At 45.8% G+C, this 20,349-nt stretch carries 16 protein-coding genes; 15 read left to right on the forward strand and 1 reads right to left on the reverse strand.

Going from position 1 to position 20,349, the window contains the following annotated elements; genetic code table 11:
- Positions 1-40 precede the first annotated feature (40 nt).
- The 12 genes from relA to rpoS all read left to right on the forward strand — a co-directional run bounded on the left by relA (position 41) and on the right by rpoS (position 12,858).
- Positions 41-2,263: a GTP diphosphokinase gene (gene relA / locus AB4375_RS08175; protein ID WP_372051307.1), complete on the forward strand. Its 2,223-nt coding sequence runs from the start codon at positions 41-43 to the stop codon at positions 2,261-2,263.
- Between the two features lie 210 nt (positions 2,264-2,473).
- Positions 2,474-3,271: a nucleoside triphosphate pyrophosphohydrolase gene (gene mazG, locus AB4375_RS08180; protein WP_372051308.1), complete on the forward strand. Its 798-nt coding sequence runs from the start codon at positions 2,474-2,476 to the stop codon at positions 3,269-3,271.
- Positions 3,272-3,421: 150 nt separating this feature from the next.
- Positions 3,422-5,062 carry a CTP synthase gene (locus AB4375_RS08185; protein ID WP_017068692.1) on the forward strand — a complete coding sequence of 547 codons (1,641 nt, stop codon included), beginning with the start codon at positions 3,422-3,424 and terminating at the stop codon, positions 5,060-5,062.
- Positions 5,063-5,143: 81 nt separating this feature from the next.
- Entirely contained in the window at positions 5,144-6,442 is a 1,299-nt protein-coding gene (gene eno, locus AB4375_RS08190; RefSeq protein WP_017063215.1) for a phosphopyruvate hydratase, read from the forward strand.
- A 401-nt stretch (positions 6,443-6,843) separates the two neighbouring features.
- Positions 6,844-7,125: a cell division protein FtsB gene (gene ftsB, locus AB4375_RS08195; protein ID WP_017068691.1), complete on the forward strand. Its 282-nt coding sequence runs from the start codon at positions 6,844-6,846 to the stop codon at positions 7,123-7,125.
- Entirely contained in the window at positions 7,125-7,826 is a 702-nt protein-coding gene (gene ispD, locus AB4375_RS08200) for a 2-C-methyl-D-erythritol 4-phosphate cytidylyltransferase (protein WP_017059032.1), read from the forward strand. Before ftsB ends, ispD begins: the two co-directional genes overlap by 1 nt.
- Positions 7,827-7,828: 2 nt before the next feature.
- A complete protein-coding gene (ispF, locus tag AB4375_RS08205) occupies positions 7,829-8,308 on the forward strand; it encodes a 2-C-methyl-D-erythritol 2,4-cyclodiphosphate synthase (protein WP_004739053.1) in 480 nt (159 codons plus the stop codon).
- Positions 8,309-8,330: 22 nt separating this feature from the next.
- Positions 8,331-9,377, forward strand: coding sequence for a tRNA pseudouridine(13) synthase TruD (gene truD, locus AB4375_RS08210; RefSeq protein WP_017059031.1), 1,047 nt, complete (start codon positions 8,331-8,333; stop codon positions 9,375-9,377).
- 81 nt (positions 9,378-9,458) lie between these two features.
- The gene (surE, locus tag AB4375_RS08215; RefSeq protein ID WP_017059030.1) at positions 9,459-10,202 is read left to right on the forward strand and encodes a 5'/3'-nucleotidase SurE; all 744 of its coding nucleotides are present in this window, start codon (positions 9,459-9,461) and stop codon (positions 10,200-10,202) included.
- A complete protein-coding gene (locus tag AB4375_RS08220) occupies positions 10,203-10,829 on the forward strand; it encodes a protein-L-isoaspartate(D-aspartate) O-methyltransferase (RefSeq protein ID WP_017059029.1) in 627 nt (208 codons plus the stop codon).
- 35 nt (positions 10,830-10,864) lie between these two features.
- Complete coding sequence (gene nlpD, locus AB4375_RS08225; protein WP_372051309.1) at positions 10,865-11,779, forward strand: murein hydrolase activator NlpD; 915 nt, start codon at positions 10,865-10,867, stop codon at positions 11,777-11,779.
- Positions 11,780-11,877: 98 nt separating this feature from the next.
- Entirely contained in the window at positions 11,878-12,858 is a 981-nt protein-coding gene (gene rpoS / locus AB4375_RS08230) for an RNA polymerase sigma factor RpoS (protein WP_372051310.1), read from the forward strand.
- A 144-nt stretch (positions 12,859-13,002) separates the two neighbouring features.
- Here the strand turns inward: rpoS and mutS are convergent, their stop codons facing one another.
- Positions 13,003-15,564, reverse strand: a complete 2,562-nt coding sequence (gene mutS / locus AB4375_RS08235) for a DNA mismatch repair protein MutS (protein ID WP_372051311.1) — start codon at positions 15,562-15,564, stop codon at positions 13,003-13,005.
- 124 nt (positions 15,565-15,688) lie between these two features.
- Here mutS and pncC point away from each other — a divergent pair, with 124 nt between their 5' ends.
- The 3 genes from pncC (at position 15,689) to alaS (ending at position 20,278) form a co-directional block, all read left to right on the forward strand.
- Positions 15,689-16,183: a nicotinamide-nucleotide amidase gene (pncC, locus tag AB4375_RS08240; RefSeq protein WP_029235458.1), complete on the forward strand. Its 495-nt coding sequence runs from the start codon at positions 15,689-15,691 to the stop codon at positions 16,181-16,183.
- 139 nt (positions 16,184-16,322) lie between these two features.
- Complete coding sequence (gene recA / locus AB4375_RS08245; RefSeq protein ID WP_017056586.1) at positions 16,323-17,363, forward strand: recombinase RecA; 1,041 nt, start codon at positions 16,323-16,325, stop codon at positions 17,361-17,363.
- Between the two features lie 332 nt (positions 17,364-17,695).
- Complete coding sequence (gene alaS, locus AB4375_RS08250) at positions 17,696-20,278, forward strand: alanine--tRNA ligase (RefSeq protein ID WP_017063223.1); 2,583 nt, start codon at positions 17,696-17,698, stop codon at positions 20,276-20,278.
- Positions 20,279-20,349 lie beyond the last annotated feature (71 nt).

The following is a 20,349-nucleotide window of genomic DNA, read 5'->3' on the forward strand; positions in this document are numbered from 1 at the left end:
TATTGAATTGGGTATAAAACAGAATAACTAGGAAGGCACGATGGTTGCGGTACGAAGCGCACATTTAAACCCAAGCGAACAGTTTGAGCTAGAAAGTTGGATTGCGTCATTAAAGCAAGACGCAAAAACCTCGAATAAACTGAACAAAGTTTATCGTCACTGTGAAGAGCTATTAAAAGATCACGAGCAAGCATCACTCTTGCTATGGCGTGGACGCGAGATGATTGAAATCTTGGTCACGCTGTCGATGGATCGTGCAACATTAGTCGCAGCACAACTCTTCCCAGTGGTATCAAGTGGCGTTTTTGAACGCGAAGCCTTCGAAGAAAGCTACGGCAAAGAAATCGTTAAGCTGATTGACGGCGTTGAAGAAATGGCGGCCTTGGGCCAGCTAAACGTGACCCTTGAAGGCAGTGCAGCCTCGGGTCAAGTCGATAACGTTCGTCGCATGCTATTAGCAATGGTCGATGATTTCCGCTGCGTAGTCATCAAACTCGCTGAACGAATCTGTAACCTTATTGAGGTGAAAAAGGCACCTGATGCTGTGCGTCGTGCGGCAGCAAAAGAGTGTTCTAACATCTATGCACCACTGGCTAACCGTTTAGGTATCGGCCAACTTAAGTGGGAAATCGAAGATTACGCATTCCGCTACCAACAACCAGATACCTACAAGCAGATTGCGAAACAGCTGTCTGAACGTCGTATCGTACGTGAACAATACATTAAAGACTTTGTTGATGACTTAACGGCGGAAATGAACCGTTCAAGCATCAATGCTGAAGTCAGCGGTCGACCAAAACACATCTACAGTATCTGGCGCAAAATGCAGAAGAAAGGCTTAGCCTTCGATGAGCTTTTTGACGTACGAGCGGTACGTATCATCGCCGACCAGCTTCAAGACTGCTATGCCGGCTTAGGTGTGGTTCATACCAAATACAAACATCTACCAAGTGAATTCGATGACTATGTGGCGAACCCTAAGCCAAATGGTTACCAGTCGATTCATACCGTAGTACTTGGCCCTGAAGGCAAGACCATTGAGATTCAGATCCGTACTAAGCAAATGCACGAAGACTCTGAGCTTGGTGTGGCGGCGCACTGGAAGTACAAAGAAGGAGCTTCAAGCGGCCGTAGTGGCTACGATGAGAAAATCACTTGGTTGCGTAAACTTATCGACTGGCAAGAAGAGATGTCGGACTCTGGCGAGATGCTGGATGAGGTACGTAGCCAAGTCTTCGATGACCGTGTATACGCATTTACTCCACGTGGTGACGTGGTCGACTTACCAATGGGCGCAACCCCGTTGGATTTCGCCTACCACATCCACTCGATGGTCGGACACCGCTGTATCGGTGCCAAAGTAGCGGGGCGTATCGTACCGTTCACTCATAAACTATCGATGGGCGATCAAGTTGAGATCATCACGCAGAAAGAGCCGAACCCATCTCGTGACTGGTTAAATCCAACCACAGGTTTTGTTCATTCTGGTCGAGCTCGAGCGAAAATCAACGCTTGGTTCCGCGCACAAAGCCGTGAGAAAAACCTAGAAGCGGGTCGTGATATCCTGGAAGTTGAGCTAGCGAAAGTAGGCGCAACCCTAAAAGATGCTGATCAATACGCACTAAAACGCTTTAACGTGAATACGCCAGACGAACTCTATGCAGGTATTGGTAGTGGCGACTTGCGTATTAACCAAGTGGTTAATCACATCAATGCGCTAGTGAATAAGCCAACGGCGGAAGAAGAAGACAAGAAAGCGCTAGAGAAACTGCTTGAGTCGGAAAACAAGCCGGCACAACAGAGTCGTCCGAAGAAAGATGCGGTAGTGGTTGAGGGCGTTGATAACCTAATGACGCACCTAGCGCGTTGCTGTCAGCCAATCCCAGGTGATGTGATTAAAGGTTACATCACTCAAGGTCGTGGTATCTCAGTGCACCGCGCTGACTGTGAACAGCTAGGCGAGCTAAGCGTGCATGCGCCAGAACGTATCATTGATACCGTTTGGGGTAATGGCTTTGTCGGTTCATACATCCTAACGCTGCGTGTTGAAGCGCTAGAACGTAATGGCTTGTTGAAAGACATCACCTCACTGTTCTCGAATGAAAAGATCAGCGTGACCACAATGAAGAGCCGCATCGACTACAAGCGTCAGCTATCGGTAATGGATTTCGATTTGGAAGTGACCAATATTGAAATTCTGAGTCGCGTTACCAGCCGAGTAGAACAAATCAAAGATGTTATGTCAGTCAAAAGGTTGGGGTAGGCCAAAATACTATCCACGTCATTCCCTACAGTGAGGGACGAACGTGATAGGGAATCTCGTAAAGCGATTTGAGATCCCCAACTCGCTCATTCTTCGCTCTTGGGGATGACGGAAAGAATAGAAAGGTGAGTGGTTTTGGCTGCTCGCCTTTTTTAGTTTTAGAAGACGTTATAAATTTAAAAATCAAAGACAGTGAATAGGAAGAAAACGATGAATCACCCGATTGAACAACTTGAACAGATTATGACTAAGCTGCGCGATCCAGAAGGTGGCTGTCCTTGGGATTTGAAACAAAATTTTGAAACAATTGTGCCGCATACTATCGAAGAAACTTATGAGGTGGTGGACGCGATTCACAACAAAGATTGGCCGAACCTACAAGAAGAGTTGGGTGACTTGTTGTTTCAGGTGATCTTCTATAGCCAGTTAGCGAAAGAACAGGGGTTGTTTGAGTTCTCTGATGTGGTTGATGGCATTAACGAAAAGCTAACACGCCGCCATCCGCATGTGTTTTCTGATACCGAGTTTGCGAGCGATGAAGAAATTAATGCCAACTGGGAAGCTGAAAAAGCCAAAGAAAAAGCTCAGGCAGGCAAAACTCAAGAAAGTATTCTAGACTCAATACCAAACTCTCTACCTGCGCTTTCACGTGCTACAAAGATTCAAAAACAGGTAGCGAAATATGGCTTTGATTGGGACTCTATTGGCCCAGTGGCTAATAAGGTTTTAGAGGAAGTCGATGAGGTGCTGGAAGAGGCACTTCAAGTGACGCCAAATGAAGATTTGGTTGAAGAAGAGTTGGGAGACTTGCTGTTTGCGACGGTCAATTTGGTACGACATTTAGGTAAAAACCCAGAATCGGCACTCAATAAAGCCAATCTCAAGTTTTCGCGTCGCTTTAAAGGGGTGGAACAAAAAGTTCGTCAGCAAGATAAAAATTTGACCGATTTTTCACTACAACAGCTTGATTCCATGTGGGGTGAAGTCAAAGTGGCGGAGAAAAGATAACCAAAGCTTTTATCATGAATTGATTTGAAGCAAAAAATAAAAAATAGCAGTGTGATAGATTTCACGTTGTGGCGATAAGGGGCTTCTGGTATATTTTCATCCCGTCCAGAAGTAGTCCATTTCCCTCATTCAACCAATTTCAGGTTAAACATGACGACAAATTACATTTTTGTTACTGGCGGGGTTGTATCCTCTCTAGGTAAAGGTATTGCTGCAGCATCTCTTGCGGCTATTTTAGAAGCTCGTGGTCTTAAAGTGACTATGATGAAGCTTGACCCTTACATCAACGTTGATCCAGGCACTATGAGCCCGACTCAGCACGGTGAAGTGTTCGTTACGGAAGATGGCGCTGAAACAGACCTTGACCTTGGTCACTATGAGCGATTCATTCGCACCAAGATGACTAAGCGTAACAACTTCACTGCAGGTCGTGTTTACTCAGACGTACTCGCTAAAGAGCGTCGCGGTGATTACCTAGGTGCAACAATTCAGGTTATCCCACACATCACTAACTCTATCAAAGAGCGTGTAATTTCTGGCGCAGCTGGCCACGATATCGCGATCGTTGAAGTTGGTGGTACGGTTGGTGATATCGAATCTCTACCATTCATGGAAGCGATTCGTCAGCTAGCAGTAGAACTAGGCCGTGAACGCGCAATGTTCATGCACCTTACTCTAGTGCCATACCTAGCAGCTGCGGGCGAAGTGAAAACTAAGCCAACGCAACACTCTGTAAAAGAGCTACTGTCTATTGGTATTCAGCCAGACATCCTAGTTTGTCGTTCAGACCGCAACATTCCTTCGAACGAGCGTAAGAAAATTGCTCTGTTCTGTAATGTGCAAGAAAATGCAGTTATTTCTATGCGCGATGTTGACTCTATCTACAAGATCCCTCAGCTTATTAAAGCTCAAGGTACTGATGAACTTGTATGTAAGCGTTTCGGCATCACAGCTCCAGAAGCAGACCTGTCTGAATGGGAACAAGTAATTTACGAAGAAGCTAACCCAACGGGTGAAGTGACGATTGGTATGGTTGGTAAGTACATTGAACTGCCAGACGCATACAAATCAGTAAATGAAGCGCTAAAACACGCGGGCTTGAAAAATCGCGTAAGCGTTAATATTAAATATGTAGATTCACAAGACGTTGAGTCTCGTGGCGTAGAAGTTTTAGAAGGCCTAGATGCAATCCTAGTTCCTGGTGGCTTTGGTGACCGTGGTGTTGAAGGTAAGATTCTTGCTGCTCAATACGCTCGTGAAAACAAAGTACCGTACTTAGGTATCTGTCTAGGTATGCAAGTAGCACTTATCGAGTACGCTCGTAACGTTGCGAAAATGGAAGGGGCACACTCTTCTGAATTCTGTACTGAAACTAAGTACCCAGTTGTTGGTCTTATCACTGAGTGGACTGATGGCGAAGGTAAAGTTGAAGAGCGTACAGAAACATCTGACCTTGGCGGCACAATGCGTCTTGGTTCACAGCTTTGTCACCTAGCGAAAGGGACGAAAGCTTACGAATTATACGGTAGCGCGACGATCCATGAACGTCACCGTCACCGTTACGAAGTGAACAACAATCTTCGTCCACAAATCGAAAAAGCGGGCCTAAAAGTATCGGGTCTATCTGCGGACAAGAAACTGGTTGAAGTTATTGAGAACCCGAACCACCCATGGTTCGTTGCTGCTCAATTCCACCCAGAGTTCACTTCAACACCTCGCGATGGTCACCCATTGTTTGCAGGTTTCGTTAAAGCGGCTGGTGAGTTCCAGCGCGGCGAGTTAGAGAAGTAAAAAGGAATACAGGTAGCTGCGTAAGTTGTGCTGCTACCTTTAAATTTGACATTTATATATTCAACGAGAAGGAAACATTCAATGTCTAAGATCGTTAAAGTTCTAGGTCGTGAAATCATCGATTCACGTGGTAACCCAACTGTAGAAGCTGAAGTACACCTAGAAGGCGGTTTCGTAGGTATGGCTGCTGCTCCATCTGGCGCATCTACTGGTTCTCGCGAAGCTCTTGAGCTACGTGACGGCGACAAATCACGTTTCCTAGGTAAAGGTGTTCTTAAAGCTATTGAAGCTGTAAACGGCCCAATCGCTGAAGCTCTAGTTGGTACTGACGCTAAAGCACAAGCTGACGTTGACCAAATCATGCTTGACCTAGACGGTACTGATAACAAGTCTAAGTTCGGCGCGAACGCTATCCTAGCTGTATCTCTAGCTAACGCAAAAGCTGCTGCTGCTGCGAAAGGCATGCCTCTATACGAGCACATCGCTGAGCTAAACGGTACTGCTGGTCAGTTCTCTATGCCTCTACCAATGATGAACATCATCAACGGTGGTGAGCACGCAGATAACAACGTTGACATCCAAGAGTTCATGATCCAACCAGTTGGCGCTAAAACTCTTAAAGAAGGTCTACGTATCGGCGCTGAAGTATTCCACAACCTAGCTAAAGTTCTTAAGTCTAAAGGCTACAGCACTGCAGTTGGTGATGAAGGTGGTTTCGCTCCTAACCTTAAGTCTAACGCTGAAGCTCTAGAAGTTATCGCAGAAGCTGTTGCAGCTGCTGGTTACGAACTAGGTAAAGACGTTACTCTTGCTATGGACTGTGCAGCATCTGAGTTCTTCGACAAAGAAGCTGGTATCTACAACATGAAGGGCGAAGGTAAAACTTTCACTTCTGAAGAGTTCAACCACTACCTAGCTGAGCTAGCGAACAACTTCCCAATCGTTTCTATCGAAGACGGTCTTGACGAGTCAGATTGGGATGGCTTCAAGCACCAAACTGAACTTCTAGGCAACAAACTTCAAATCGTTGGTGACGATCTGTTCGTTACAAACACTAAGATTCTTGCTGAAGGTATCGAAAAAGGCGTAGCTAACTCTATCCTTATCAAGTTCAACCAAATCGGTTCTCTAACAGAGACTCTAGCTGCTATCAAGATGGCTAAAGACGCTGGCTACACTGCAGTAATCTCTCACCGTTCTGGCGAAACTGAAGATGCAACTATCGCTGATCTAGCGGTAGGTACAGCTGCAGGTCAAATCAAAACTGGTTCTATGAGCCGTTCTGACCGTGTTGCTAAGTACAACCAACTTATCCGTATCGAAGAAGCTCTAGGTTCTAAAGCTCCTTACAACGGTCTTAAAGAAGTTAAAGGTCAATAATTCGTCCTATTTGGCACTGTAGCTGCGTTAACTGCAGAAGATTCACTAAGTCACATAGGAAACTATGCTCCATAGCTGAATCTTCTTTGTTGCCTTGCTACAGCACCAACTAGTTAGAATTATGCACTAATACTTTTGAATGCCTCGCTTATGCGGGGCATTTTTTTGTCTGTAGAAAACTGAATGAAAGAAGCTCTAGGCTCTAAAGCTCCTCCTTGTCACATATAAAGTTCGTCATTCCCTAGACTGACGAAGGAAGGAGTAGGGAATCTCATTGTTTTCCTGACAATGACTCCCCGACTTATTGATTCCCTGACACCACATATCTCGCACCAATAAGCTCATTATGGTATATATGTGCCTTATTCTAGTTCCTTCTTTTTCAACCGGCGAAAGGTGTTATGCGAATTTTTGCTTTAGTACTGCTCATAGTGTTTGGCTGGCTACAACACACACTGTGGCTCGGTAAAAATGGTATCTCTGATTACTACGGTGTGAACAACGAAATCCAAGTTCAACAGCAAGTAAATGAAAAGCTGCATATTCGAAATGCAGAAATGTTTGCTGAAATTGACGATCTACGCCAAGGCTTAGACGCGATAGAAGAACGCGCACGTCATGAACTTGGAATGGTCAAAGAAGGTGAAACGTTTTATCGCATCATTGGTGAGGGATCCCATTAATGTCGACTCAACTTCAAAGCGTGATTGCCGTTGTACCTGCGGCGGGCGTCGGTAGCCGAATGAAGGCAGACCGCCCTAAGCAATATCTCAAGATTCACGACAAAACAATTTTAGAGCACACCATTGAGAAATTACTGTCTCACCCACAAGTCGCTCAAATTGTCGTTGCGATCAGCGATGATGACCCATACTACCCTGATCTAGCACTCAACCTGAACCCGCAAGTGATCAGAGTGTCAGGCGGAAGCGAGCGAGCGGACTCTGTACTCTCTGCGCTAAACTATATCGCTGAGCAGCAGCTTAGTGATTGGGTAATGGTTCACGATGCGGCAAGGCCGTGTGTTCAACTAAGTGATATCGACAAGCTAATTTCCGGCGCGATGAGCCATGATGTGGGCGCTATTTTAGCGGCTCCAGTTCGTGACACGATGAAGCGCGGTGCCCAAGGGCAGATCGAGCATACCGTTGAGCGTGCCGATTTATGGCATGCACTTACGCCGCAAATGTTCAGAGCAAAGCCTCTGTGGAAGGCATTAAGTGAGGCGTTGCAACAAGGCGCTTCAATTACTGATGAAGCCTCAGCCTTTGAATGGAAAGGTTTATCGCCCGCTTTAGTGGCAGGGCGTTCAGATAATTTTAAGATTACTCAGCCTGAAGATTTAGCGCTTGCTGAGTTCTATTTAAGTCAGAATAAGGAATAATGATGATTCGTATTGGCCATGGCTTTGATGTACATAAGTTTGGTGGTGAAGGCCCGGTAATTATTGGTGGTGTAAGCATCCCTTACGAGCAAGGTCTTATTGCACACTCAGACGGTGATGTTGCCCTTCATGCGTTGTGTGACGCTCTATTGGGTGCGATTGCTGCGGGTGATATTGGTCGTCATTTCCCTGATACCGATGACGAATGGAAAGGTGCGGATAGCCGTGAGCTACTGAAAGATGTTTACCGTCGAGTAAAAGAACAAGGTTACGTGATTGGTAATGCCGATATTACTATCATGGCGCAAGCTCCAAAGATGGCGCCTCATATAGACTCTATGTGCCAAGCTATTGCTCAAGACCTAGAAACCAGCATTAGCAATGTGAATGTAAAAGCGACGACCACTGAGCGTTTAGGTTTTACAGGTCGCAAAGAGGGCATCGCATGTGAAGCGGTGGTCCTAATTACTAAAAGTGCGTAAGCACCAACACGAAAAGAACAGCATGTCAGATATTTTATCTTCATTGGCTTATCTAAACGGTAAACCAACTGCGAAAGCAAAACTAAAAGCAAAAGCCGAACACTTTGTCGTTAATGAAGACTTGGGTTTTGAGTTTGCTGGTGAAGGCGAGCACCTAATGGTTCGTATTCGTAAAACTGGTGAAAACACGAGCTTCGTAGCAAACGAGCTGGCTAAAGCTTGCGGTGTTAAGTCGAAAGACGTGAGCTGGGCGGGTTTGAAAGACCGCCACGCTGTGACAGAGCAGTGGTTGAGCGTTCACCTACCGAAAGGTGAGCCTGACTTTTCAGGGTTCTTAGCACAATACCCAAGCATTGAAATCTTAGCGACAGCGCGACACAACAAAAAGTTACGTCCAGGCGATTTAGTTGGCAACCAATTTGAGTTGACCTTGTCTGAAGTAACGGATTGCGATGATGTGGTCAAGCGTTTGGAAAAAGTCGCTCAAGTGGGCGTGCCAAACTACTTTGGTGCTCAGCGTTTTGGCAATGAAGGTAACAACCTATCTGAAGCTCGTCGTTGGGGCCGCGATAACGTTCGTACTCGTAACCAGAATAAGCGCAGCTTGTACCTTTCTGCTGCTCGTTCGTGGATTTACAACCTGATCCTTTCAGACCGTATTGAGCAAGATGCGTTTGCATCAGCATTGGTTGGCGATATCGTGGTGAAAGACGGTGCTCAACTGGCAGTAACAGCAGACAACATTGAAGCTGTAAACCAAGACATTGCGAACGGTTCTGCTTTGATAACTGTTGCTTTGGCTGGCGATAATGCCTTACCAACGATTGATGAGTCTCAAGCTCTAGAACAGAAACACCTTGATGCTGAACCGGATCTAATGGCTCTGATTCGTGGTAACCGTATGCGTCATGATCGCCGTGAAGCGTCACTGAAACCAACAGACTTAACTTGGGAAGTGAACGAAGATAATGTCACGCTTAAGTTCTCTCTTGATGCGGGTTGTTTCGCAACTGCGATCGTTCGCGAATTGGTTGAAGAAGTACACGTAGAGAGAACCTACGAGCAATAACGATTCTGCTTGGAGCTGAGTCACTTGATATTGGAATTTAAGTGACTTGGCTTAGCATGGGAACAAAAGAAAGGATACAAGATGAAGATTTTACTCAGCAATGATGATGGTGTGCATGCTCAAGGTATTCATGAGCTGGCAAATGAGCTACGTGATCTTGCTGACGTTATCATTGTTGCCCCTGACCGTAATCGCTCGGGTGCGTCAAATTCATTAACTTTAGAACAGCCTCTGCGTGTTCAAGAGATTACTGAAAATACCTATTCGGTACAAGGAACACCGACCGACTGTGTGCATTTTGCGTTAAACGAACTGCTAAAGAATGACATGCCTGATCTGGTATTAACGGGCATTAATCACGGTGCTAACCTGGGTGATGACGTGCTTTATTCCGGCACGGTGGCTGCAGCAATGGAAGGGCATTTTCTAGGCGTTCAATCGGTAGCGTTTTCTCTGGTGGGAAAAAAACATTTTAAGACAGCGGCAGCGATTGCTCGTCGTATTGTCGAACAACATTTAGCAAACCCAATCCCGACCAACCGCTTGTTGAACGTAAACGTTCCTGATTTAGCCTTAGAACAACTCTCTGGTACTCAGGTGACGCGCTTAGGTGCTCGTCATCACGCTGAAGATATGATCAAGCAAAAAGACCCGCGTGGTCACGATATCTATTGGCTTGGCCCTCCGGGTAAAGAGCAAGATGCCGGTGAAGGTACCGATTTTTACGCGATTGAGCATGGCTTTGTGTCGGTAACACCGTTGCAGGTTGATCTGACGGCGCATGAGTCGTTGGGTGCGATGGCAACATGGTTAGGGGAGAAGTAAGTGAGTAATCCGCAAGCTGAGCGTTTAATTACTTTCCTGATTGAAAATGGTATTCAGGATCAAAAGGTTCTTGATGCGATTTACCAACTGCCGAGAGAGAGCTTTTTATCACAGGCGATGTATCACCAAGCCTATGATAATAATGCGCTGCCTATCGGTCAGGGTCAGACAATCTCACAGCCATACATTGTTGCTAAAATGACAGAGCTACTTGAATTACAACAAGATAGCCGTGTCTTGGAGATCGGAACGGGTTCTGGTTACCAAACTGCGGTATTGGCTCAACTTGTTGATCATGTGTATTCGGTTGAAAGAATAAAGTCGCTACAATGGGATGCCAAGCGTAGGTTGAAGCAACTCGATTTCTACAATATCTCAACTAAGCACGGTGATGGTTGGCAAGGTTGGTCTTCAAAAGCCCCTTTTGATGCGATTATTGTCACCGCCGCTGCAGAGTCGATTCCTCAAGCGCTTCTGCAACAGCTGAAAGATGGCGGTCGTTTACTGATTCCAGTCGGTGATGACGAACAGCAACTATTGAAGATCGTTCGACACGGCGATGAGTTTTTATCGAGTGTTATCGAGATGGTGAGATTTGTACCTCTTGTTCCTGGTGAGCTAGCTTAATAACAAGATTAATGGTGTAGGTGGATAGAGAGTCGATGCGTTCGAAGTTGTTAAAAGGAAGTACTTTACTGCTTAGCTGTGCCCTTGTTGGGTGTGCAGCGAATTCGCCTGCGCCCGTTTCAAACCTAAACAAGAATTACTCATCGATTGATCGTGGTAGTTATCGTGGCAGTTACTATGAAGTTAAAAAAGGCGACACCCTTTACTTCATTGCTTATGTCACCAATAAAGACGTTAAAGACCTCATCGGTTATAACAAGTTGTCTGCTCCTTACACTATCCACCCAGGGCAGAAGCTTAAGTTATGGCGTCCTAGCTACAACGCGCCAGCGTATGGTAAGTCAACGGTAGCGGCAGCAGCAGTTGCTGCGCCTGTCGCCGCATCCACAACGTCATCTGCGGCAAGTAAACCGAAAACCACACCACAAAAGAGCAAAAACTCTAAACCGGCTCCAGCTCAAAATACCACCAAAGTGGTGAAAAAAGATCCACCAAAGAAGGTTGAACAATCCAAATCAAAGGAGTATGTTGGTTCTAAAGGTAAACAGAATGTTACACCGTCCACCAAACCAACAAGTGATAAAGTATCCAAATGGTTATGGCCAACTAAAGGGAGAGTAATCGAGAATTTCTCTGTAGGCGAACAAGGAAATAAAGGCATAGACATAGCAGGACAGCGAGGTCAGCCAATAGTATCTACTGCAGGGGGAACGGTTGTTTATTCGGGTAATGCACTACGAGGCTACGGCAATCTAGTGATTGTGAAGCACAATGATAATTACTTAAGTGCATACGCGCATAACGACCGACTATTAGTATCTGAAGGGCAAAGTGTGAAACCAGGGCAGAAGATTGCAACAATGGGAAGCTCTGGAGCCAGCAGTGTTAGGTTGCACTTTGAGATTCGTTACCAAGGTAAATCCGTTAATCCAAAACGATATTTACCTTAAATACAATATGCAAAAATTACGTATTGTATGGAGTGACATAGTCATTTAGCGACATATGAAGTTGTAATGTCATGCTAATTTCGCCAGGGGGAGGCGTTATGAGTATAAGCAATGCAGTAACCAAAGAAGAGTTCGATCTTGACCAAGCAACCACGGAACCGGAAGCTCTTGGAAAAGCAAAACGAACAGTCACTAAGAAAACCGAAGCAAAAGAAGAAGTTGAAGTTACGTCTAAAAGTTTAGATGCCACTCAACTCTACTTAGGCGAAATCGGTTTCTCACCACTACTAACCGCTGAAGAAGAAGTGCTATACGCACGTCGAGCTCTACGCGGTGATGAAGCAGCACGTAAACGCATGATCGAAAGTAACCTGCGTTTAGTGGTAAAAATTTCACGTCGTTATAGCAACCGCGGCCTTGCACTTCTCGATCTAATCGAAGAAGGCAACCTAGGTTTGATTCGCGCCGTAGAGAAGTTTGATCCAGAGCGTGGCTTCCGCTTCTCAACTTACGCGACATGGTGGATTCGTCAAACCATTGAACGTGCGTTAATGAATCAGACTCGCACTATCCGTTTGCCAATCCATGTTGTGAAAGAGCTGAACATCTACCTACGTACTGCAAGAGAGCTATCACAAAAGCTTGACCATGAACCAACGGCAGAAGAAATTGCTTCTAAGCTAGATAAGCCTGTTGGTGATGTGAGTAAGATGCTTCGTCTAAACGAAAGAGTGAGCTCTGTTGATACGCCAATTGGTGGTGACGGTGAGAAAGCACTGTTGGATATTATTCCAGACATCAACAATTCAGATCCTGAGGTTTCAACTCAAGATAGCGATATCAAGAACTCATTGATTTTCTGGCTTGATGAACTGAATCCTAAGCAGAAAGAGGTGCTTGCACGTCGCTTTGGACTACTGGGTTACGAACCGTCAACACTAGAAGAAGTAGGCCGTGAAATTAGCCTGACTCGTGAACGTGTTCGTCAAATCCAAGTTGAAGGTCTTCGCCGTCTACGTGAGATTCTTATCAAGCAAGGTCTGAATATGGAAAATCTGTTCAACGTAGAAAATGAATAAATGAACTGATGATGTTTCTTTGAATAGAAGACAAATAAAAACGCTGACTCTAAGTCAGCGTTTTTTTTGTTTTGGCTTTTGTATTTCATGCTGCTGACTTAAGCGACAGTACAAAACGACAATAACAAGCTACTTGGAAAGAGACTAAAGCAACTTCTTCAAACGGTAGATCTCTTCTAATGCTTGGCGAGGAGTTAAATCATCAGGATCAACATTCGCTAGCGCTTGCTCTACTTCACTCGGTTCTGGGATCAGGCTCAGTTGGTTTGCGATATCGACACCGCTTGGCTTCGATGTTGGCGACTCCATACTTAACGCTTCTAACTGAGTCAGCTTCGCACGAGCATTCTTGATCACTGCTTTCGGTACGCCAGCTAAACCTGCAACCGCTAGACCATAAGATTTACTTGCAGCACCTTCTTGAACTGCGTGCATAAAGGCAATGCTATCACCATGTTCAACCGCATCTAAGTGTACGTTTGCTAAAGTTGGAAGTTGGTTAGGTAGTTCAGTTAGCTCAAAGTAGTGCGTTGCAAACAGTGTCATCGCATTGATTTGATTGGCTAGCCACTCTGCACTTGCCCAAGCCAGAGACAGGCCATCGTAAGTACTGGTACCACGACCGATTTCATCCATTAGCACAAGGCTGTTTGGTGTTGCATTGTGCAGGATATTTGCGGTTTCTGTCATCTCAACCATGAAGGTTGAACGGCCAGAAGCCAAATCATCGGATGCGCCAATACGCGTAAAGATACGGTCGATAGAGCCGATGGTTGCGCTTTCTGCAGGAACATAACAACCGATATGAGCCATCAATGCGATGAGTGCCGTTTGGCGCATGTAGGTCGATTTACCACCCATGTTGGGACCCGTGATGATCAGCATCTTACGTTGATCATTCAGGTCGATAGGGTTAGCAATGAAAGGTTCGTCCATCACTTGTTCAACAACAGGGTGACGACCGGCCTGAATTTGTACGCCAGCAGACTCTGTCATGGTTGGACGACAGTAATCAAGGGTATCTGCACGCTCAGCCAAGTTCTGTAGAACATCAAGCTGAGATACTGAAGAGGCGATATTTTGTAGGCGCTCTAGATACGGCAGTAGTAAGTCAAACAACTCTTCCCACAGCTGTTTCTCGATAGCGAGTGCTTTCGACTTAGAGTTAAGTACTTTGTCTTCGTGCTCTTTTAGCTCAGGAATGATGTAACGCTCAGCATTTTTCAGCGTTTGACGACGAACATAGTGTGGCGGCACAAGATGGCTTTGCCCACGGCTTACTTGAATGAAGAAACCATGTACGTTGTTGTAGCCAACTTTTAGCGTGTCGATGCCATGACGTTCACGCTCTTCTTGCTCAAGCTTATCAAGAAATTCAGTTGCGCCTGCTGCAAGGTCGCGCCATTCGTCTAACTCGGCATTGTAGCCTTCTGCAATCACACCACCGTCACGGATAACCACCGGTGGGTTCTCTTTGATTGCACGTTCAAGCAGCTCAGAAACCTCATCCACAGGAGAAGCATATTGAGCAAGTTGAGTTAGGTATGGGTGCTTCAGTTGCGTCAGTGTTTCAGCAAGCTCTGGCAAATATTCCATTGCTTGGCGAAGACGCGCCATATCGCGAGGGCGAGCAGAGCGAAGTGCTAATCGAGCGAGAATACGTTCGATATCACCAATCTGTTTTAAGGTTGGCTGTAGTTCTGTGAATAGAGCCAAATCTTTCATTTCACCAATTGCATCTAAGCGCTGATCGAGTGCAGATATATTGCGCATTGGTTGATGTAACCAACGCTTAAGCATACGGCTACCCATTGCTGTCGCAGTGTGATCAAGTACTTCGGCAAGGGTGTTATCAGTACCACCCCCAAGATTTTGCGTGATCTCCAAATTACGACGAGTTGCAGCATCAAGGATCACCGAGTGATCTTGTTTATCCATCGTGAGTGAACGGATATGAGGGAGGGCAGTACGTTGGGTATCTTTCACGTATTGGATCAAACAACCAGCCGCACATAGACCCAGTTTCGCGCTTTCTACGCCAAAGCCAACCAGATCGCGAGTACCAAACTGCTTATTCAATTGCTGCTTAGCGGTGTCTAATTCAAATTCCCATACAGGGCGGCGGCGGTTGCCATTACGGCTTGCCATTAAATCGACGGGTTCGAAATCTTCAGGGAACAGCAGTTCACGCGGAGAGGTTCTTTGTAGCTCTGCCGCCATCGCTTCTTCTGTTTCTGGCTCGCAAAGTTGGAATCGGCCAGAGGTAATATCAAGTGTCGCATAACCGAATTTACCGTTGTGGTGATAAATGGCTGCAATTAGGTTATCAACGCGTTCAGAAAGCAAGGCTTCGTCGGTTACGGTACCCGGTGTCACGATACGCACTACTGCGCGCTCAACAGGGCCTTTTGAAAGTGCTGGATTACCAATCTGTTCACAAATTGCTACGGACTCACCAAGTTGCACTAACTTTGCAAGGTATCCTTCAACCGCATGGTATGGAACACCTGCCATCGGAATCGGTTCACCATTTGATGAGCCACGCTTAGTCAGTGAAATATCGAGGAGTTGAGAGGCTTTTTTAGCGTCATCGTAGAAAAGCTCGTAGAAATCGCCCATGCGGTAGAACAGCAGAATTTCTGGGTTTTCTGCTTTCAGTTTTAGATACTGCTGCATCATGGGAGTATGTTTTTGATCGGCTTTCACAGTTAACTTCTTTCGTTTATTTCTATTGCGGCTTAGGATACGTGAAAGCGTTTCGTGCGAAAAGCGGCTGATGCGAAAAGATGCGAATCCAAATGATATGACAGTAAATAAAGGGAAGCAGATGATGCAGATGACTCAAGACCTTAGTGAGCAGCTTGGACATTTACTCGCTAAACACAAACACGTGTTAGTGACGGCTGAATCTTGCACTGGCGGAGGTGTCGCGAGTGCAGTCACCGATATTGCGGGCAGCTCTGGATGGTTTGATCGCGCTTTTGTTACGTACAGCAATGAAGCCAAACAAGAGATGATCGGTGTACAGCTTAAAACCTTAATGGAGTTCGGCGCCGTGAGTGAGCCTGTCGTAATAGAAATGGCGAGCGGGGCATTGCAACATTCAAACGGGACGATCTCTGTATCAATCAGTGGCATCGCTGGCCCAGGTGGCGCGACCGAAGATAAGCCTGTTGGTACAGTATGCTTCGCGTGGAAAGCGCTAAATGGCTGGGATAAAGTAGAAACGCATGTATTTACAGGCGACAGATCACAAGTACGCCAACAAGCCACGCACCATGCCCTGCAAGTTATTTATGATTACCTATCAATGGAAGGTAAGTAACATTTGTACAAATTATTTTCATACAGGTATAGACACTGTATGAATCAACAGTATAATGAGAGCCAATTAGTCACCCCTATGTGGGTTAGAAATAGATTCTAGATCGCTTGTTGAGACAACCGATTATGTGGAGATAGAAATGGACGAGAATAAACAAAAAGCGTTAGCCGCAGCCCTTGGTCAGATTGAAAAGCAATTTGGTAAAGGTTCTATCATGCGTCTTGGTGATAACCGCACAATGGACGTAGAAACTATTTCTACAGGTTCTCTATCTCTAGATATCGCACTAGGTGCTGGTGGCCTACCGATGGGACGTATCGTAGAAGTTTACGGTCCAGAATCATCAGGTAAAACAACGCTAACGCTTGAGCTTATTGCTGCAGCACAGAAAGTGGGAAAGACGTGTGCATTCGTTGATGCGGAGCACGCACTAGACCCTATCTACGCTCAAAAGCTTGGTGTTGATATCGATGCACTTCTTGTTTCTCAACCAGATACTGGTGAGCAAGCGCTGGAAATCTGTGATGCACTGGCTCGTTCAGGTGCAATCGACGTTCTTGTTATTGACTCAGTAGCAGCCCTAACACCAAAAGCAGAAATCGAAGGCGAAATGGGCGACAGCCACATGGGTCTTCAGGCTCGTATGCTTTCTCAAGCAATGCGTAAGCTGACGGGTAACCTTAAGCAGTCTAACTGTATGGCTATCTTCATTAACCAAATTCGTATGAAAATTGGTGTGATGTTCGGTAACCCAGAAACAACAACAGGTGGTAACGCACTTAAGTTCTACGCATCTGTTCGTCTTGATATTCGCCGTACTGGTGCGATTAAAGATGGTGATGAAGTTGTTGGTAACGAAACTCGTATCAAGGTCGTTAAGAACAAGATTGCTGCACCATTCAAACAAGCTGAGACTCAAATCCTTTACGGTAAAGGCTTCAACCGCGAAGGTGAGCTTATCGACTTAGGTGTTAAGAATAAGCTAGTAGAAAAAGCAGGCGCTTGGTACAGCTACAAAGGCGATAAGATCGGCCAAGGTAAAGCTAACGCTGGTAAATACCTACGTGAAAACCCAGAAGTTGCTCTAGAGATCGATACTAAACTTCGTGAGTTACTACTGACTCCTGCTGTTCTTGAAGAGAAAGACGTAGAGAAAGAAGAAGAAAACGAAGAGCTATAAGCTCACGTTTTATAGAGTGGATGTTTGAAAGAAGCATCCGCTTTGAAAGAATTTAAAGCCTCGCATATTTTATGCGGGGCTTTTTTATTGGATCTGCTCCGTCGAGCATGTCTTTGGTCAAATCTCTCTCGTTGACTGAGTTTCTTCGGTACTAGGTCGTCAATTTAGTTCTGCTTTTCCACGGCAAGATATAGTGGAATATTCTTCATTTTATCGAATTCCCACTAAAATCCTGCCCAAGGGTGTCTTTTCTACAAGAAAACTAGTCGAAGCCTTAACCATGATCTACAATACGGCAAAATTCTAACTCGACTATTTTCAGGAAGAGCTGCATGTACATGAGCACTGATGAGGTTCGCAACGCGTTCCTTAAGTTCTTTGAGAGCAAAGAACACCAAATCGTAGACAGTTCATCGTTAGTTCCACATAACGATCCAACCCTGCTATTCACTAACGCAGGTATGAACCAATTCAAAGATTGCTTCTTAGGCGCCGAAAAGCGTGCCTACACTCGAGCAACTACGGCTCAGCGTTGTGTACGTGCGGGTGGTAAACACAATGACCTTGAAAACGTAGGTTTCACGGCTCGTCACCACACGTTCTTCGAAATGCTAGGCAACTTCAGCTTTGGCGACTACTTCAAAGAAGAAGCGATTGGATTTGCTTGGGAATTCCTGACTGAAACTCTTCAACTGCCAAAAGATCGTCTACTGGTAACGGTATACGAGACAGATGATGAAGCATTCGATATCTGGAACAAGAAAGTAGGTGTTCCTGCTGACCGTATCGTTCGCATTGGCGACAAAGAAGGCGGTAAACAGTTCGAGTCTGATAACTTCTGGACGATGGGTGACACAGGTCCTTGTGGTCCATGTACTGAAATCTTCTACGATCACGGTGAGCACATCTGGGGCGGCCGTCCTGGTACACCTGAAGAAGATGGTGACCGTTTCATCGAGATCTGGAACAACGTATTCATGCAGTTCAACCGTCACGCTGACGGCACAATGGAACCGCTACCTAAGCCTGCTGTAGATACAGGTATGGGTATTGAGCGTATTTCTGCAATCATGCAGGGCGTTCACTCTAACTACGAAATTGATGTATTCCAAAAGCTAATCAAAGCGACTGCGGAAGTTGTTGGTCATGACGATCTATCTAACCAATCGCTACGCGTTATTGCTGACCACATCCGTTCTTGTTCATTCCTAATTGCTGACGGTGTTATGCCTTCAAACGAAGGTCGTGGCTACGTTCTACGTCGTATTATTCGTCGTGCAGTTCGTCACGGTAACAAGCTTGGCGCACAAGGCGTGTTCTTCCACAAACTTGTGGGTGTGCTGGCTGAAGTGATGGGCTCTGCGGCAGATGAACTTAAGAAACAGCAAGAGCTTGTTGAAAAAGTACTTCGCATTGAGGAAGAGAACTTTGGTCGTACTCTAGAGCGCGGCATGGTTATTCTTAATGACGCACTAGATGCACTTGAAGGCAAAGAGCTTGACGGCGAAACAGTTTTCAAACTTTACGATACATACGGCTTCCCAGCTGACCTTACTAACGATGTAGCTCGCGAACGCGATTTTACTATCGATGAAGAAGGCTTTGAGAAGGCGATGGAAGCACAGCGTAAGCGTGCACGTGAAGCAGGCCAATTCGGCACGGATTACAACGCGACAATCAAAGTAGACACCAACACTGAGTTCTGTGGTTACACAGCAACTGAAGGTGCTGGTGAAATCTCTGCGCTATTCGTTGACGGCGAAGAGGTTGCTTCACTATCGGCTGGCGACAAAGCAATCATCATCCTTGAAGAGACACCATTCTACGCTGAGTCAGGCGGTCAATGTGGTGATGCTGGTACACTAAAAACAGCGTCGGGTCTTTTCAAAGTACAAGACACTCAGAAGCTAGGTAACGCATTTGCGCACCACGGTGAGCTAGTTGAAGGTGTATTTGCTAAGGGCGATAAAGTAGAAGCAACGGTTGACGCTGAGCGTCGAGCTGCTATCTCACTAAACCACTCTGCCACTCACTTACTTCACTCTGCATTGCGCGAAGTGCTAGGTGAGCACGTTGCTCAGAAAGGTTCTTTAGTTAAGCCAGATAACCTACGTTTTGACTTCTCTAACCTTGAAGCGGTAACACCAGCACAGATTAAAGAAGTAGAGCGTCTAGTTAACGCACAAGTTCGTAAGAACCATGTGATTGAAACGAACATCATGGACATCGAGTCAGCGAAAGAAAAAGGTGCAATGGCACTGTTTGGCGAGAAGTACGATGATGAAGTTCGCGTTCTATCTATGGGCGATTTCTCTACTGAACTTTGTGGTGGTATCCACGCTTCAAACACAGGTGATATCGGCCTATTCAAGATCACTTCTGAAGGTGGTATTGCTGCGGGTATTCGTCGTATTGAAGCGGTAACAGGTGAAGCTGCTCTAGATGCTGTAGAAGCTCAGGCTAACGCTTACGAAGAGAAACTTGCTGAATCAGCTAAGAAAGCGAAATCGCTAGAGAAAGAAATCCAACTGCTTAAAGAAAAGATGGCTGCTGCAGAAAGCGCAAACATCATGGGCAAAGTAGAAGACATCTCTGGTACTAAAGTTTTGGTTGCTGCAATTGAAGGCGCAGACAACAAGAACCTACGTACTATGGTTGATAACGCTAAAAACCAAGTAGGTAGCGGCATCATCCTGATCGCGAACGTAGCAGACGGTAAAGTTGGCTTGATTGCTGGTGTAACCAAAGACCTAATCGGCAAAGTAAAAGCGGGTGATCTCGTCAAGATGGTTGCTGAGCAAGTTGGCGGTAAAGGTGGCGGTCGTCCAGATATGGCTCAAGCGGGCGGTACAGACGTTGCAGCACTGCCAGAAGCGCTTAAATCTGTGCGTACTTGGCTAGAAGAGCGTCTTTAAGCTTAAGTAATTGATACAAAGATGCCCAATCAGTTGATTGGGCATCTTTTATTGTGCGCCGAGCATGGCGT

This window comes from Vibrio sp. 10N.261.51.C6 (assembly GCF_041471785.1).
In the GTDB taxonomy this organism is placed as follows: Bacteria; Pseudomonadota; Gammaproteobacteria; order Enterobacterales; family Vibrionaceae; genus Vibrio; species Vibrio crassostreae_C.

Excerpts from the sequence above, each read along its gene's own strand:
- relA (WP_372051307.1), top strand. The coding sequence starts at position 41 with ATGGTTGCGGTACGAAGCGCACATTTAAACCCAAGCGAACAGTTTGAG.
- mazG (WP_372051308.1), top strand. The coding sequence starts at position 2,474 with ATGAATCACCCGATTGAACAACTTGAACAGATTATGACTAAGCTGCGC.
- AB4375_RS08185 (WP_017068692.1), top strand. The coding sequence starts at position 3,422 with ATGACGACAAATTACATTTTTGTTACTGGCGGGGTTGTATCCTCTCTA.
- eno (WP_017063215.1), top strand. The coding sequence starts at position 5,144 with ATGTCTAAGATCGTTAAAGTTCTAGGTCGTGAAATCATCGATTCACGT.
- ftsB (WP_017068691.1), top strand. The coding sequence starts at position 6,844 with ATGCGAATTTTTGCTTTAGTACTGCTCATAGTGTTTGGCTGGCTACAA.
- ispD (WP_017059032.1), top strand. The coding sequence starts at position 7,125 with ATGTCGACTCAACTTCAAAGCGTGATTGCCGTTGTACCTGCGGCGGGC.
- ispF (WP_004739053.1), top strand. The coding sequence starts at position 7,829 with ATGATTCGTATTGGCCATGGCTTTGATGTACATAAGTTTGGTGGTGAA.
- truD (WP_017059031.1), top strand. The coding sequence starts at position 8,331 with ATGTCAGATATTTTATCTTCATTGGCTTATCTAAACGGTAAACCAACT.
- surE (WP_017059030.1), top strand. The coding sequence starts at position 9,459 with ATGAAGATTTTACTCAGCAATGATGATGGTGTGCATGCTCAAGGTATT.
- nlpD (WP_372051309.1), top strand. The coding sequence starts at position 10,865 with ATGCGTTCGAAGTTGTTAAAAGGAAGTACTTTACTGCTTAGCTGTGCC.
- rpoS (WP_372051310.1), top strand. The coding sequence starts at position 11,878 with ATGAGTATAAGCAATGCAGTAACCAAAGAAGAGTTCGATCTTGACCAA.
- pncC (WP_029235458.1), top strand. The coding sequence starts at position 15,689 with ATGCAGATGACTCAAGACCTTAGTGAGCAGCTTGGACATTTACTCGCT.
- recA (WP_017056586.1), top strand. The coding sequence starts at position 16,323 with ATGGACGAGAATAAACAAAAAGCGTTAGCCGCAGCCCTTGGTCAGATT.
- alaS (WP_017063223.1), top strand. The coding sequence starts at position 17,696 with ATGTACATGAGCACTGATGAGGTTCGCAACGCGTTCCTTAAGTTCTTT.